Genomic DNA, 13,238 nt, shown 5'->3' with positions numbered 1-13,238 from the left:
GTCCGGGCCGTCTTTTGCTGCAGGCAGGAGACCCGGCAGCAAGCAGCAAGTACTTCATGTCCCATTCGCCCCATTCCATTCACCCCCGCACCCCATCCTCTACCAGGGGCTGCCTGCGGGAATCAGGCTGGATGGACTGGCCCATGCCGCCCCGGTTGATGGCGATGATACGTTTCTGCGCGTAGTAAGTGTCACGGGAGAGAAGCCTCTTCTCTACGGCTTTGCCGTCCACGAGTCGGGTGATGTGTGTTTCAACGATATAGCCGGTTTTTCCGTTCTGGAGAACCCGGGTGCCGCCGCGCGGAAGTGAAGGGTCGCTCACGTATTTGTCAGCAGGTACAAGCACCTCTACGGTCCGGGACTGGATAAGGAAGGTTACATTCTTCGGGAACGTGCCGAACAGCTTCACGGTTAAGGCGCGCCCTTGGACAGCAGCATGGATCATCAGGTATTTTCCGGTATTGTTGCGGAAGCGGAAGTTGATATTGCCTTCGGAGAAGGTGGCATCCTGCCCTTTTGGCAGATAGCCCACCGGCAGGGAATGATTGCGCCGCTCCACGATTTCTAGGCCTGAACGAAGTGCAGCGTTATACAGCGTGCTGGATACCTGGCAGATGCCCCCGCCTGTACCGGGCTGAAGCCTGCCGTTAACGATGACGGGCGCTTCGCGGAAGCCGGTCTCTGCCTGGGCCTTCTGGATGGCTTTACCATAGTCAAAAACAGCGCCAGGAGGAAGCAGGGTACCGTTGACCGCCTGAGCGGCAGCCTCGACATTGAAGGTGCGACCGGGTCCGCTGGCGCCGAGGGAGGTGCTGAACTGCGAAATCTTCCGCTCAATGCCCTGCTCCTTCAGTGCCCTAAGCGTGACCTCCGGCTGCTGGGTGGTAAGTGGAACTTCAAGCAGGATCTGCTTGCCCGTAAGGCTGTCGGCACTACGGAGTGACACGGGAACTGCTGCCTGCAGGGTAAGCTCCAGCGCATGCCAATCCACCTCATAGGAGGTTTTTTCAGGCGTATACACTACACGGTCATCTGCGGTGATGCGCCGCTCAGCGTTCACGGGAACCCCGAAGGTTTCTTTTTCCCAGGCCGGGCTCAGACTTTTCTGCAGCTCAGCAAGGTCCAGATGAACCCTGAGCTCCCAGCTGCGGGAAAAGCCCCAGCGGGCGCGTACCCGATCCAGCAGACCTCCCCCGGTGAGCGTGTCCAGTCCATGGAGGAAATCCTCTGCCTCATACGTTATACCAGCCCGCTGTAGCGTAACTGGCAGTTCGGCATTGGGCTGTGCTTTCAGCACGAGGGGGAGCGCCTCCAGCATTTTCAGCCTGGCAGCAAGTCCGGTTCGAACCTCGCCAATCTCTTTGCCTCCGACATCCCAGCCAGCCAAAAGGGTTTTTGGGGGCAGTGTGTGCTGATTGCCATATAAATGAAGTCCTCCGGCAATAAGTGAGCCAGCCAGGAGCAGGCCAATTGCCGTACTGAGGGCGGCGTGGATTATTTTCATGAATGTTCTCCTTCTGTTGGGCGGATTTTGCGCTAACGAAGGCGCAGGCCAGGGGTAACAGGCTTAACGAACGGTCTTTATAGCCGATATATATGAATAGGTAGAACCGGCGAAGAGAGACCTGTTATATATTTCGAAGAGATACAGTTTTTCAGGTGGTTACGGACTCTTTTAATGTATATGTGCGATATCCGAAAAACTTTCGGGTACTCAAGCAGTAACGGATTTGTTACAATAGATACGCCTGCGGTATTCATGCAGTTTATGGAAGCTTCTGCGGTTTGCAGCGGAATATGTCAGAATCGGGAAGTGATGAAGTGATCGAAATGCAGGATGTGTGGAAGACCTATCCGAACGGAACCCATGCGCTTCAAGGCGTATCCGTCAAGATCGACCGCAATGAGTTCGTATACGTCGTCGGGCCGTCGGGCGCCGGCAAATCAACGTTTATGAAATTAATTTATAGAGAAGAAACGCCGACCAAGGGTCAGATCTCGGTAGGCGGGTTCAATATAGGCAAGCTGAAGCCGCGCAAAATTCCTTATGTCCGCCGGAATATCGGGGTAGTCTTCCAGGATTTTCGTTTGCTGCCGAAGCTGACAGCCTATGAGAATGTTGCGTTTGCGATGGAGGTTATTGAAGCTCCGAAGAAGGTGATCCGGAAACGTGTCCCTGAAGTGCTCGAATTAGTCGGCTTGCGCAGCAAAGCGAACCGTGAGCCCTCGCAGCTGTCAGGCGGGGAACAACAGCGTATTGCCATCGCCCGGGCGATTGTCAATAACCCTGCCGTCATTATTGCGGACGAGCCTACGGGTAACCTGGACCCCGAGACATCGTGGGGAATCATGCAGCTGCTGGACGAAATTAATTTTCGCGGGACAACCATTGTTATGGCAACACACAACAGGGATATCGTCAACAAAATGCGCAAGCGTGTACTGGCTATCGAGAACGGAAATATTGTCAGAGACCAAGTGAGAGGGGAATATGGTTATGAGTTTTAAAACCTTCTTGCGGCATGTGCGGGAAGGCTTCAAAAACGTATTCCGCAACGGCTGGATGTCGGTGGCTTCCATTACATCCATTGTCGTCTCCCTATTCGTGCTTGGTGTCTTTATACTGCTGGTGCTTAATGTCAACGCTGTGGCTAACAAGGCGGACAGCCAGGTGCAGATCAACGTGCATCTCACCTTGAATACCGACCAAAAGATGCGTGAAACGCTGGAAAATGAAATCGGCAGCATGCCGGAGGTGAGCAAGGTGACGTTCATCTCCAAGGAGCAGGGGCTGAAGGATTTCCGTAAGGATATGGGACCGGATGCCGCCGAGCTGTTGGAAGGCTTTGATGAAGACAACAATCCGCTGCCGGACAAGCTGCTGGTAGAGGTTATTCAGCCGACAACGGTTCCGTTTGTGGCGGAGAAGATAGAAGCACTCAACAAAACTCATAAAGAACAGCCGATTTATAAGGTGAATTATGGCAAGGGCTCAGTAGAAACACTTTTCAAAGTGACGAAGGCGGTACGTAACATCGGGTTTATTTTTGTAGCCGGACTGGCGCTCATGTCGATGTTCCTGATCTCGAACACCATCCGGGTTACGATTCTTGCCCGCCGCAAGGAGATCGGGATTATGAAGCTGGTGGGTGCAACGAATTATTTTATCCGCTGGCCTTTCTTTATTGAAGGAGCACTGATTGGACTGATCGGTTCGCTGGTCACCTCAGGAGCGCTTTATGTAGGCTACAGCAGTCTCGTGGCTTCCGTGGAGGGAGATCCAATGCTGGGGCTGCAGCTGATCCGGTTCGAAGATATTTGGGTTCTGCTCTGCGGGCTGCTCGTTGGCCTGGGCGTGCTGATCGGTGTGTGGGGAAGTACCGTGTCGATCCGCAAGTTCCTGAAAGTATAGTGTCTGGTCCAGCATCAAGGTGAAGCTGATTATCATACAAGACAAAGGACGGGGAGTGCGAATTGAAGAAGATTGCTGCCGGATTGACCGCAGTGTTGCTGGCTGTCACGCTATTCCAACCCTCTGACGGATATGCCAAAAAAACCACGGTCGCAGAAATCGACAAGCAGCTGAAGCAGCTGCAGCAAGAGGTGCAGGATGCCAAGGCTGTGCAGGATAAGGCGGCTTCACGCAACCAGGAAGCCAAGCATTATTTGAATAAGACGAATCTTAACCTTCAATACGTTTTGGATCAAATTGATCAGGTTAAAGGCCAAATGACGGATATTTCCGGCAAAATCGCCAACACAGAAGAATCACTTACGGTCACAGCGAATGAGCTGGATGAGGCGGAGGCGCGTGTAGCGTCCCGTGAGAAGCTGCTGGAATCGCGGGTCCGTCTGATGTATACCGATGGTGCAGTCTCCTACTTGGATGTGCTGCTCTCTTCGACAAGCTTTTCCGATTTCTTGGACCGGGCGGATTCGCTCAAAATGATTGTGGATCAGGATCAGGACCTCCTGGTGCAGCACAAGCTGGACAAGCAGACGGTCATTGCCAAGAAACAGGAGCTCGAAGGGCAATACGCCCAAGCCAAGCAGCTGTATACGGATCTGGAATCCCAACGCAGTGTGCTGAAGGATAAGGAAGCGGAGAAGCAGGAGCTTATCGCCTACTATGACAAGGAAATACAGGAGTCGGACGGTCTTACGGAAGAGCAGGATGCGAAGCTGGTGCAACTGGCCAGCGAGCGTTCGCTGCTTGAGAATAAGAAGGACCAGATCAGAGCGGAGGAAGCTGCACGCAAAGCAGCCGCTGCCAAAGCCGAAGCTGCACGCAGAGCCGCCGCCGCAGCCGCGGCCGCCAAAGCCCGGGCAGACAGCCGCGATTCAGGTTCAAGCTCGGACAGCAGCGGGGAGTCCTCTGAATATGCCGGTGGAGGCGGGCCATTCCTGCTTCCTGTGGGATCGGTGCGGATTTCTTCACCCTATGGGGTCCGTACACATCCGGTCACGGGTGAAGTAGGCAAAATGCATACCGGTACGGATTTTGCAGTTCCGCAAGGGACGGATATTCATGCTGCTGACTCCGGTACGGTCATTGTGGCTGAATGGTGGAGCGGTTATGGATATACCGTAGTGATCGACCATGGCGGCGGGGTATGGACGCTTTATGGTCATATCCGCGAGGGCGGTATCAAGGTTAGTGTAGGTGACCGGGTGTCGCGCGGCCAGACCATCGCTGAGTCAGGCGCAACCGGCCGCGTCACCGGTCCGCATCTGCACTTTGAAGTACGGATTGACGGCAAACCGGTGGATCCGATGCCTTACCTGTGATTTTAAGGACTAATAAATATTAATTAACTTTGCGGCATATACTGGAAGAGATACCGTTCTTTGCAGAACGGCTGTGTCTTGGGCTTCATAAGATGGACAAGAAGGGACGGTGGGAACATCATGTTGAAGAAAAGCACAGCGGCGTTCATGATCGTCGCCGCCCTGCTGTGCGGCAGCCTGTTAACCTTGGGCGTCACCGGCTATGCGGATATATTCGGACAAGCTGCGGGTGAAAGTGCGGCAGCAGCGGTCGTGCCGTCTGGCGGCCTGCAGGAGAAAGAGTCGCAGAAGCTCGGAACCGCGATGAGCCTCATAGAAGGCTATTATTACCAGGACGTAGACCGGACGAAGCTGATCGACGGTGCCGTCAATGGAATGATGGAGGCACTGGGCGACCCGTATTCGAATTATATGGGCAAGGAAACCGCTGAGAAGTTCGAGGAGAGCATTGAAGGCTCGTTCTCTGGAATCGGAGCGGAGGTCTCCTCGGATAACGGCAAGGTCGTCATCGTATCCCCGATTAAGGGTTCTCCCGCCGAGAAAGCCGGACTCCAGGCCAAAGACGTGATTCTGTCGGTCAATGGGGAAACGCTAGAAGGCAAGGAGCTGAATGCTGCGGTAGCCAAAATCCGCGGGCCCAAGGGAAGCAAGGCTACCTTAAAGATTCAGCGTACCGGTTCTGCGGAGCCGCTTGAATTCGTACTTACCCGTGACGATGTGAAGCTGGAAACAGTATACGCCAAGCTTGGTAAGGATGGCGTAGGTATCATTGGAGTGACCCAATTCTCCATGAATACTGCCGAGCGTTTCGAGGAAGAGCTTGGCAAGCTGGAAAAACAGGGCATGAAGGGACTCGTCATCGATGTCCGTAATGACCCGGGCGGTGTACTGCCGGTGGTGATTGAGATGGCAGAGCAATTCGTGGCCAAGGGCAAAGCGATTGTTCAGGTGGAGCAGAAAGGCAAGCCCACTGAAGTTAGCAAGTCTGCTGGCTCAAGTAAAAATTATCCGGTTGTCGTGCTGATGAACAAGGGCAGCGCAAGTGCCTCGGAGATTCTGGCCGGAGCTCTGCAGCAATCTGCAGGAGCTAAGCTGATCGGAGAAAACTCCTTTGGCAAAGGCACAGTCCAGACCAGCTTCGACAAGCAGCTTGGTGACGGCAGCCTGCTGAAGATTACCATTGCCAAATGGCTGACGCCAAACGGCACATGGATTCACGGCAAGGGCATCAAGCCGGATATTGCGGTGGCCCAGCCGGATTATTTCTCAGTAGCGCCAATTAACAAAAGCGTAACCCTGCAATACAACATGAACAGCGCAGATGTTAAGAGCGCACAGACGATGCTGGACGGTCTGGGCTACAAGCCTGGACGGAAGGACGGATATTTCGATTCCGCAACGAAGGATGCGGTGAAGAAATTCCAGAGTGCGTCCAAGCTGAAGGTGACCGGCAGCATTGATGCCAAGACCGCCGAAGCTCTGGAACTCGCGCTAATCAAAGTGATTCAGGACCCGGTGAATGACAATCAGCTGAACAAGGGAATTGCCGAGGTTCAGAAGGAAATTCAGGCATCGTCGTCGAAAAAGTAAGAAGGCTGATTCCAGCCTTCTTTTTTTAAAACCTTAATAGGCCTGAGCGCTACACGCTGCAGATCATCACCACCCGGACGTAAAGGAGTGTGACGAACGGTTTGAATGAAATGCCGGAACTGCTTACAAGCTGGGGCACAGCAGTGATACATCTGCTGATACAGCCCTATTACTATATTGCGATCCTTTTTATTGCGGTTTATTACCGCAGACAGATAGCGCTTGAACGGAAGCTAATCCATGTGAAGCTGCACAGCTGGGGGCAGGAGACCTGGCGTACGGTATGGAGTGGCCTCGTTATGGGTCTCATTGTTTCTCTTGCAGCTGTGGCCCTCGGGATTTCTCTCACGGGTACAGCAGTGGCCTGTATTTGGGTCACTAGTCTGGTGCTTATGCTTTTTCGTGTCCGTTATTTGTGCTTTGCCTATTCCATAGGCTTGCTTGGAATCATCCAATTTGTCCTGTCGTTCTTTCCGGGTATCCTGCAGAACGGACCGGCAGGTACCATCGCCACCGCGCTGCGTGAGATGGATATCCCCGCACTGCTGGTGCTGGCCGCGCTGCTACATCTGGCCGAAGCGCTGCTGGCGCGGTGGCAAGGCGCAAGACTGGCCACGCCGCTCTTTCTCAAAGGCAAGCGCGGTAAAGTGGTTGGCGGCTATCAGCTGCAGGCCTTCTGGCCGCTGCCGTTGTTCCTGCTGATACCTTCGGGTGCAGGAACCGGAGATCTGCCCTGGCACCCGCTGCTGGGCGGCGGGCTGGGCCTAGTGTCCCTGCCGGTCATCATCGGCTTCAGCGAGATGACCCAGGGCATGCTGCCCGGGCGTAAGAGCGCCCGCACAGCAGGACGTCTGCTGTTGTACAGCATCGTCCTGCTGGCGTTAAGCGGGCTTGCCGCCTGGTGGAGCCCGCTTACCGTGCTCGCGGCGCTCGCCGCGGTGCTGCTGCACGAAGCTCTGGGCTGGTACAGCGCTCTGGAGGAGCGCAGTCTAAGCCCCATCTTCGTGCATCCCGCAGCCGGCCGCAAGGTGCTGGCCGTGCTGCCGGACAGCCCCGCGCAGGAGCTGGGCATCCTGCCGGGCGAGATCCTGCTGAAGGTCAACGGGGTTCTGTTGACCGAAGCCGCGCAGCTGCATGAGGCGCTGCGCATGAATCCCGCGTTCTGCAAGCTGGAGGTGCAGAACCGCGAAGGCGAGAGCAAATACCTCCAGCGCGCGATCTATGATGGCGACCATCATCAGCTCGGCATCATACTGGTACCGGAGCCGGACGGTTCGGTCACCGCAGAGGCTAAGCCTTCCAGTATCTTCAGTATCATCTCCATGAAGACTGGAGAAGGCCGCCGGAGCCAGCCGCGAGCGAGGCTGGGACGTGCCAAAGGCGAAACTGCAGAGCCCAACCAGGAATCCGCCGGCCTCTAGTCTTTTTACACATGCATACTCCATCGAACCAAGCCAAAGGCCTGTGTTTCCTGATATTCAGGGCGCACAGGCCTTTTTTCGAAATTATAGTTCCCGCTGATTCTTCCAGTAGAAGATGGCAATTTGGGTCCGGTCACGGAGGCCCAGCTTGCTGAGAATATCGGTGATGTAATTTTTGACCGTTCCCTCACTTAAAAAAAGCTCTGCAGCGATCTCCTTGTTGGTATGGCCTTCTGCAATCGAGGATACCACAGCCAGCTCGGCCTTGGTCAGTCCGTACGATGCCAGTGTCCGGGCCGGAGCCTCTTTCGGACGTGCAGCCGGCTGCAGAAAACCAGCCAGCTTGCGGGCGATGTCGGGATGAATGAGCAGATTGCCTTCATGCACAGTTTTGATACCCTGGATGATCCGGTCCGGCGGAATATTCTTCAGTAAATACCCGCTCGCCCCGTTACGCAGCGCTTCTATTATGTATTCGTCATCGTCAAAGGTCGTCAGCATCAGTACGGAAACCGCCGGGAAGGATGCCTTAATTAATTTTGTACCTTCGACACCGTCGCAGTGGGGCATCCGGATATCCATCAGTACCACATCAGCATGAGGAAGCTGCTTCAGCAATGAGAGGGCTTCATGTCCATCTCCGGCAGCACCTGCTACCTCAATGTCCGGGTCCAGTGCAACGAGCACCTTGAGACTCTCGCGGATAAATGAATCGTCGTCAACAATGATTACTTTGATCATAAGAGGCCTGTCTCCTTTAGGCAGAATGGTCTGTGGAAAGTTTACTGGGGAAGCTCTTCAGGCGGCCCGTGCATTGGAATTCTGGTAATCACCGCAAACTCCGGTTCGAGCTGAAACGTAAGCGTTCCGCGCACCAGACGGGTCCGCTCTGTCATTCCCTGCAGGCCCATACCGCCCGCTCCACCCGTGCCTCTGAGTTTGGCAAGAGGGTTGTCTTGCGGGCGCTCTCCGTTGTTGCTTACCTCCATCACCACTTCGTGTCCGCTGTACGATACTTTGATCCATACTGCAGTAGCCTGGCCATGGCGAAGAGCGTTGGTTAGAGCCTCCTGGGCATTTTTGTAGAGTGTAACCTGAACGCTGGGATACAGCGGATACGGCATGCCCTGCACCTGGTAGGAGGTTTCAATGCCCGTGTGACGGCCAAGCTCCTCCAGCAGCCGGTCCAGTGCGTAAGCTCCTTCAAGCTGAGAGCCATAGTTAATCCGCCGGACAGCGGCGCGCATATCGTCCATACTTGCCGAGAGCTGGTCCCGGATCTGATGCATCATTTCCATCCCCGTCTCCGAGGAATGCGGCAGGGTATGGATAGCCGCCTCGGTCATCATTTTGACCCGGATCAGGCGGTGGCCGATGTCGTCATGCAGTTGACGTGCGATCCGTACCCGTTCCTCCGCTTGCGCGGCCCCTTCGATCTGGGAGTTGAACTGCAGCAGCCGGCTGCGGGCTTCTTCCAGCTGGAAATGTTTTTTGCGCAGCTCATCATAGAGGAATAGGGTCTCGTCGCGTCCCCTTCCCGATCTCAGTAATAACCTGTTCAAGGTGGCAGATAGCAGGAAGGTGAGGTTCGTGTAGACTAACACCCGTGGATCGGCTCCGCTAAGTGCTGTATTAAGTGCCGCCAGATGAAGAGCGAAGAAGACAAGCACTACCGGCCTGCGCTCCAGTCGGGAGTAATAGAGCAGTGCCGAAATAGCCGGAAAAATCATCAGCGCCCCGTAATGCTGGCACAGCCAGGCCGTATAGAGCCATTCAACACCGGCGGCTAGCGCGGTAAGGAGACCCGGGAGCCGCTTGCCCAGAGTCACGATCAGCAGGAGCAGCAGAAAATGAAGGGTGAACAGCTCATAGTCGGCATAGTCATACAGATAGATGGCAATCAGTGCAGGGATGATAATAAGCGTATAACGCAGAACGTTCAATTCTCTGTTCAAAGGGAGGTCATCCTTTATAGGGTTGGTATGTTTATCTTAACATAAGAATCCGCTGGTTCAGGAGATGACTTTAGTCACCTCCAAAGAATGACCTTTCGTACCTTCGGCCGCGGTTTTCTTACGCTACAATGAAGGCATAGAAGCAATAAGGAACAGGAGAGATGAAGAATGGCATTTGCGGTACTAACCGATGTGGTGAAACGGTACGATCAGAAGTTAACGGTGGATCACGTGAATTTCAGCATTCAGGAGGGGGAAATCTTCGGCCTCCTCGGCCCGAACGGGGCAGGGAAAAGCACCACGATCAGCATGATCTGCGGGTTGCTCAAGGCAGATGGCGGCGATATTGTGATTGACGGACTGTCCGTAATGAACCAGCCGCTAGAGGTCAAAAAGCGGATCGGCCTCGTCCCCCAGGACCTCGCTTTATATGAAAATATGACAGCGGCGGAAAATGTGAGCTTTTTCGGCAAGCTGTACGGTCTTCGCGGCAAGCTGCTGAAAGAACGGGTCGAGGAGGCGCTGGCCTTTACCGGACTCAGCGACCGGGCTAAGGATAAACCGTCCACCTTCTCCGGCGGTATGAAAAGACGGCTGAACATCGCCTGCTCGATCATGCACCGCCCCAAGCTGATCATTATGGATGAACCGACCGTAGGCATTGATCCCCAGTCGCGCAATCATATCCTCGAATCCGTCAAGGCGCTGAATAAGCTCGGCTCAACAGTGATCTATACGAGCCATTATATGGAGGAGGTAGCCGCCATTTGTGACCGGGTAGCGATTATGGACAAAGGTCATATCATTGCCTGTGGAACCGAAAGCGAGCTGCGGGAACGGGTAGCCCATGAAGAAAAGATTGTCATAAAAGCTTCTCAAATCACGCCTGCTCTGATCCAGGAGCTGGGCCGGCATCCCGGGATAAGCCGCGTTGAACTCAGCGAAGATACGGTAGAGCTGTATTTGCCCTCCTCGCAAAGCCAATTGCAGGATATTTTATTTATCTTTGCGAAGCATGAAGGAATCATTGCTTCCCTGAATATTGAAGAACCGGATCTGGAGACCCTGTTTCTTAACCTGACCGGACGGACCCTACGGGATTAGAGGAAGGAGGAAGACTTACATGAACACGTGGACCATTATGATCTATGAGCTGCGCAGATTGTTCCGCTCACGCTCTATGCTGTTGAACATGTTTTTGCTGCCATTGGTACTGATCTTTCTCCTGGGCGCTTCACTGTCGGGGGTGGTCGGTGTCAAAGGCGCAGCCAAGATAGACCCTGTGCGGGTGGCGGTAGTTAATCCTTCAGGTGAAGGGGCAGGGCCATCGGCTATGATTGCAGCTTTTCTGAAGTTGCCGGAGGTGCAGAAGGTCATTATCCCGCAAGAAGCAGAGAGCCGCCAGGCGGCAGAGAGCGGACTCCGCGCCGGAAAGTACGGCTATGCAGTAATCGTTCCGGACGGCTTCGACAGTGAAGTGCAGAGCGGCAAAAAAGCGCAGCTGGAGTTTATTCTTGGCAAGAACCGTACGGACAATATGGTGGCGGGAACGGCGTTTGATAACTTCCTGAGTACAATGAATTACAAGCAGGCAGCGGTGGCAACACTGGGGCCAGAGGCGCTGACGGTGCCGGCTTCCTTACCGGCTGATCATGAAGCGGTCAAACTGGGCGATCTGAATAATGGAGGCAGAACCTATACGGCTTCCCAATTCTACGCGGCATCCATGCTGCTGATGTTTCTGCTCTACAGCGGAATCACGGTGACCAGTTCTCTTTTCAGTGAAAAGGATAACCATACGCTCCACCGTATCAATTCTATGCCGGTCAAGGGTTCAGAGCTGTTTATCGGTAAAGTCCTCGGAGTAGGCATCGTGTCGATTGTGCAATGTCTGGCAATCATTCTGCTCAGCAACTGGCTGTTCGGCGTGTACTGGGGCAATCGTCAGGGTCTCCTGCTGCTGTTCTGTCTGCTGATGATTATCGCTTCCATGACGCTGTCCATTGTGATCTGCTTATTCAGTAAAACCGCGGCAAGCGCAAGCAGTATCATTAGTGTAATTACGGTATGTATGACCTTCCTGAGCGGGGGGATGGCTCCGTTGCCGGACGCCTGGGTGAATACCATTGGTGCTGTTACTATTAATCACTGGGTGATGCAGGCGGTGATCCGAATGATGCTCCATTCAGAACTGTCGCAGATTTTGCCGAATTTGCTCATTATATCGATCATCTGTCTCGTGATGTTCAGTGCAGCGATTTTTTCATACCGGAAGGTGGGTTACCATGAATAAAATATTCACGATCGCCTGGAATATGGTTAAGCGGACCATCGGCTCCCGCAAAGGATTCCTTACGTACATCCTGCTGCCAAGTATCGTGGTTGCCGCGATTATATCGGTTACCGGAGGCATGGAAAACCATTCGGCAACCGTGCTATATACCAATATGGATACAGGCGCAGCAGGACAGCATTTGCTTGCCGAATTGGAGAATACCGGGGACTACAAGCTTGTTCCGCGAAAGGATGAGGCGGCGCTCAAAGAGGGCGTTATCGGGCAGGAGGGTGGTGTGGGGATATGGATTCCGGCAGAGTACACCGCACAGCTTGCACATGGAGAGCAGCCGCAGCTGAATATCTATGAGCTTAGAACGACAGAAACCTCAATCATGTTCAAAATGAAAGTGAATACGATCGCAAATGAAATGCTCCAAACCGCTCAAACCGTACATGCAGTCAGCGGAGGAACGGGAAATGCTGAAGCCGGGTTTGGTGCAATTCTGAAGCAGGCCGGGCAGCATCATGTGGGAAGTACACGTACGGATTATGATCTGTACCCCCGGGAAACCCTCGGTGTCATTACAGGAATGACCTTAATGTTCCTCATGGGTTTGGTGACAAGCACAGTATCCCTGATTATGGACGACCGCAGGGGCCGGACTATGATGCGGATGTTCAGTGCTCCGGTCCGTTCTTATGAGATTGCACTGGGGAACTTCCTGGGCAGCTTTATGGTCGGAGTCATCCAGATTGCGGTTGTGCTGATCCTTGGAAAATGGGTGCTGCGCTATGATTATGAGGTTCCCGCATATCTGTATTTCCTGGTGCTTGCCGCGTTTATGCTCGTATCCATGGGTATTGCCAGCACAGTAGCCGGGCTGGTCCGCAATCCGCGCAACGCAGGCATGCTGAACGCGCTTATTCTTACACCAACCTGCATGCTGGGCGGCTGCTTCTGGCCACTCTCAGTGATGCCGGACTATATGCAAAAAGCAGCCAACTTCATGCCGCAGAAATGGGCGATCCAGGCAGTGGATATCGCCGCAACCGGCGGCGGATGGAATGAGCTGTGGCTGCCGTTTGCTATCCTGGGCCTTATGGCCGCGGTTCTGCTGGCGATTGGCTCCGTCATTCTTCGTCCGAACGAGACGGGAATCAGTGCATAATCCAGTATTTGATGCCTAAGGGTTATAGATCAGCCTGC

Annotated in this window: 11 protein-coding genes; 8 read left to right on the top strand and 3 right to left on the bottom strand. The window is 54.1% G+C overall.

All coding sequences use genetic code 11. The features are described from left to right. Nucleotides 1-79: 79 nt before the first annotated feature. A complete protein-coding gene (locus A3849_RS09845) occupies nt 80-1,504 on the bottom strand; it encodes a VanW family protein (protein WP_074111242.1) in 1,425 nt (474 codons plus the stop codon). A gap of 317 nt (nt 1,505-1,821) precedes the next feature. On the opposite strand from A3849_RS09845, the gene ftsE reads away from it, so the two are divergent. From ftsE to A3849_RS09820, 5 genes are all read left to right on the top strand, one after another. After that, nucleotides 1,822-2,508 carry a cell division ATP-binding protein FtsE gene (gene ftsE / locus A3849_RS09840; protein WP_074087436.1) on the top strand — a complete coding sequence of 229 codons (687 nt, stop codon included), beginning with the start codon at nt 1,822-1,824 and terminating at the stop codon, nt 2,506-2,508. Next, nucleotides 2,498-3,412, top strand: coding sequence for a permease-like cell division protein FtsX (gene ftsX, locus A3849_RS09835; protein ID WP_074111241.1), 915 nt, complete (start codon nt 2,498-2,500; stop codon nt 3,410-3,412). Before ftsE ends, ftsX begins: the two co-directional genes overlap by 11 nt. Nucleotides 3,413-3,474: 62 nt before the next feature. Beyond that, entirely contained in the window at nt 3,475-4,788 is a 1,314-nt protein-coding gene (locus tag A3849_RS09830; protein ID WP_074111240.1) for a murein hydrolase activator EnvC family protein, read from the top strand. A 120-nt stretch (nt 4,789-4,908) separates the two neighbouring features. Beyond that, nucleotides 4,909-6,378, top strand: coding sequence for a S41 family peptidase (locus tag A3849_RS09825; RefSeq protein WP_074111239.1), 1,470 nt, complete (start codon nt 4,909-4,911; stop codon nt 6,376-6,378). Between the two features lie 101 nt (nt 6,379-6,479). Next, nucleotides 6,480-7,799 carry a PDZ domain-containing protein gene (locus A3849_RS09820; protein ID WP_372237757.1) on the top strand — a complete coding sequence of 440 codons (1,320 nt, stop codon included), beginning with the start codon at nt 6,480-6,482 and terminating at the stop codon, nt 7,797-7,799. An 84-nt stretch (nt 7,800-7,883) separates the two neighbouring features. On the opposite strand, the gene A3849_RS09815 is transcribed toward A3849_RS09820, so the two are convergent. Then, nucleotides 7,884-8,540, bottom strand: a complete 657-nt coding sequence (locus A3849_RS09815) for a response regulator transcription factor (protein ID WP_074111238.1) — start codon at nt 8,538-8,540, stop codon at nt 7,884-7,886. 41 nt (nt 8,541-8,581) lie between these two features. After that, nucleotides 8,582-9,754, bottom strand: a complete 1,173-nt coding sequence (locus tag A3849_RS09810; RefSeq protein WP_083613427.1) for a sensor histidine kinase — start codon at nt 9,752-9,754, stop codon at nt 8,582-8,584. Nucleotides 9,755-9,922: 168 nt separating this feature from the next. Between A3849_RS09810 and A3849_RS09805 the strand changes: the two genes are divergently transcribed. From A3849_RS09805 to A3849_RS09795, 3 genes are read left to right on the top strand one after another with little or no spacing between them, the layout of a single operon-like run. Next, nucleotides 9,923-10,858 carry an ABC transporter ATP-binding protein gene (locus tag A3849_RS09805; protein WP_074111236.1) on the top strand — a complete coding sequence of 312 codons (936 nt, stop codon included), beginning with the start codon at nt 9,923-9,925 and terminating at the stop codon, nt 10,856-10,858. Between the two features lie 19 nt (nt 10,859-10,877). Continuing rightward, entirely contained in the window at nt 10,878-12,047 is a 1,170-nt protein-coding gene (locus tag A3849_RS09800; protein WP_074111235.1) for an ABC transporter permease, read from the top strand. Continuing rightward, a complete protein-coding gene (locus tag A3849_RS09795; protein ID WP_074111234.1) occupies nt 12,040-13,200 on the top strand; it encodes an ABC transporter permease in 1,161 nt (386 codons plus the stop codon). The genes A3849_RS09800 and A3849_RS09795 overlap by 8 nt, the downstream gene beginning before the upstream one ends. Nucleotides 13,201-13,238 lie beyond the last annotated feature (38 nt).

The sequence above is a fragment of the Paenibacillus sp. P46E genome (genome assembly GCF_001909095.1).
Lineage (GTDB): Bacteria > Bacillota > Bacilli > Paenibacillales > Paenibacillaceae > Paenibacillus_AQ > Paenibacillus_AQ helianthi.
This window is presented reverse-complemented; position numbering and strand designations above follow the sequence as displayed.

Coding starts and splice junctions, on each gene's coding strand:
- A3849_RS09800 (WP_074111235.1), top strand. CDS start 10,878: ATGAACACGTGGACCATTATGATCTATGAGCTGCGCAGATTGTTCCGC.
- A3849_RS09815 (WP_074111238.1), bottom strand. CDS start 8,540: ATGATCAAAGTAATCATTGTTGACGACGATTCATTTATCCGCGAGAGT.
- A3849_RS09825 (WP_074111239.1), top strand. CDS start 4,909: ATGTTGAAGAAAAGCACAGCGGCGTTCATGATCGTCGCCGCCCTGCTG.
- ftsX (WP_074111241.1), top strand. CDS start 2,498: ATGAGTTTTAAAACCTTCTTGCGGCATGTGCGGGAAGGCTTCAAAAAC.
- A3849_RS09845 (WP_074111242.1), bottom strand. CDS start 1,504: ATGAAAATAATCCACGCCGCCCTCAGTACGGCAATTGGCCTGCTCCTG.
- A3849_RS09795 (WP_074111234.1), top strand. CDS start 12,040: ATGAATAAAATATTCACGATCGCCTGGAATATGGTTAAGCGGACCATC.
- A3849_RS09805 (WP_074111236.1), top strand. CDS start 9,923: ATGGCATTTGCGGTACTAACCGATGTGGTGAAACGGTACGATCAGAAG.